The organism is Pantoea sp. SIMBA_079, from assembly GCF_046940275.1.
Lineage (GTDB): Bacteria > Pseudomonadota > Gammaproteobacteria > Enterobacterales > Enterobacteriaceae > Pantoea > Pantoea borealis.
Map to the genome: position 1 here is coordinate 1 of NZ_JAWRYR010000029.1, position 1,604 is coordinate 1,604.

A 1,604-nucleotide genomic window follows, 5' to 3' on the forward strand; every position below is an offset into this window, starting at 1 on the left:
AAACCTCGGTTTGGGCGAAGCAGCAAAGCGGGAAGTTGGAACCGGTAGCGGAGAACTGCCGGATATGAGTTTTTTTGCATCAGGCGGAAACTCCAGCGCGCGTTACAGTAAGTTTCCTGACGGAACAGTCATTCAGCGCGGATGGGTTTCAATACCTTTGGGCGGCATAAATGTCAGCCTGCCCACGGCTTTCCCTTCTGCAAATTACGTCATCATTGGTATGGACTCTGATGCAACGGTAGGTAGCGGCGGAGTCATTGCTGGCGCGCCTGTTAATGCAGCCACGATGCACCTGCATGGACTTAACTGGATTGGGGGTAAGACAAATGATGGTTCACCTGGCGTAATGTACTGGATAGCGATATCACTATGAAAATTTATTGCTCAGAAAAAAATGCAGGCTTTTATGTTGAGGGTGTGTCGGACATTCCGCCGGATGCAGTGGAAATCAGCGAAGCCGAATGGCTTTCCCTGCTGGATGGTCAGAGTGCCGGAAAGATAATTGATTTCAGTGTGATGCCGCCTGCTCTCAGGGATTACGTTAAAACACAGGCCGCTGAAATTGAGGAAGCAAAGGCAAAAAAACAGGCTCTGATGAATGAGGCTGGCGACAAAATAAAGCCACTGGGGGATGCCGTTGATCTGGAAATTGCTACTGACGACGAGACTACGTCCTACACTGCATGGCGCAAGTACCGGGTAATGCTGAGCAGGATAGACACTTCTGCAGCACCGGATATTATCTGGCCGGATAAGCCTCAGTAACAAAAAGCCCGCTGTATAGCGGGCTTGTTTTTTATGCTGGCCTTTCAGGCCACTCAATAGTCAATGCTTGTGAAGTATCAATTCGGCTCAGCATCACACGATATTGCCGCCAGCTGTCATATCTGGCCGCTTCTTCCTCAGTGGCAATATTGAGCGAAACAGCATCTTGCAGTGGGGCTATGATCGCATCCGCATCCGCGCGCAATTGTGCTTTTCTGGCGTCCGCTATCGCAGTTATTTCCTCTGCTGTAGGCGCCGGTATATTTAGCCATGAAGGTTTACCCGACTCATCTGCACCGAGCATAAAGCCATCTGGCGCGGGCTGCGCATAGCAAATCCAGTCATCATCACTGATTCTCACAGCATCAGAAGGCCACCCGATCCCGGCTTCATACTTTGCCTTGTCGGTTTCGCTATAAAACCATAAAGTTGTAGCACTGAAAAACATGCTCATTTAATACCCCACCGCTATCCATGAAACCGTTACCGCAGTTGAACTTAAAACGCCTGGTGCAACACCTGCGTTAGCGCCGTACACCGCTATAAGCAGCCCGCCAGCAGCGCGCGAAACGCATTGAGCAAAGGCGTAGATACTCGTGCTTTCCTCAGCACTCAGCGCGCCCCCGGCAATGCATGCAGTTGGGAATGCCGCCGGGAATGTCACTGTTTTTGTATAGTCCCCTGAGGCTATGACGCTGTTGCCTGCCTTGATAATGAGTCCGCCCGGCAGCTGTAAACTGAGCGGATTGCCCTTCGTAAAAGCAAAAGCAGACATGTCCGGCACCTGATTCGCGCCGGTTCCGATATCTCGCTTTGCTGCTTCGCCCAAACCGAGGTTT

Annotated in this window: 3 protein-coding genes and 1 pseudogene; 2 read left to right on the forward strand and 2 right to left on the reverse strand. The window is 51.2% G+C overall.

Annotated elements, in window-relative coordinates:
* Both SB719_RS18880 and SB719_RS18885 read left to right on the forward strand, forming a co-directional pair.
* Positions 1-373, forward strand: a pseudogene (locus tag SB719_RS18880) (phage tail protein); the annotation flags it as partial.
* Positions 370-765: a tail fiber assembly protein gene (locus tag SB719_RS18885; protein WP_412159575.1), complete on the forward strand. Its 396-nt coding sequence runs from the start codon at positions 370-372 to the stop codon at positions 763-765. The pseudogene SB719_RS18880 and the gene SB719_RS18885, both read left to right, overlap by 4 nt.
* A gap of 31 nt (positions 766-796) precedes the next feature.
* Here the strand turns inward: SB719_RS18885 and SB719_RS18890 are convergent, their stop codons facing one another.
* Together SB719_RS18890 and SB719_RS18895 are read right to left on the reverse strand one after the other, a co-directional pair.
* Complete coding sequence (locus SB719_RS18890; RefSeq protein ID WP_150034647.1) at positions 797-1,219, reverse strand: tail fiber assembly protein; 423 nt, start codon at positions 1,217-1,219, stop codon at positions 797-799.
* Positions 1,220-1,604: gp53-like domain-containing protein (locus SB719_RS18895; protein ID WP_412159576.1), on the reverse strand; the 385-nt coding region annotated here is incomplete at its 5' end.

Excerpts from the sequence above, each read along its gene's own strand:
- SB719_RS18885 (WP_412159575.1), top strand. The coding sequence starts at position 370 with ATGAAAATTTATTGCTCAGAAAAAAATGCAGGCTTTTATGTTGAGGGT.
- SB719_RS18890 (WP_150034647.1), bottom strand. The coding sequence starts at position 1,219 with ATGAGCATGTTTTTCAGTGCTACAACTTTATGGTTTTATAGCGAAACC.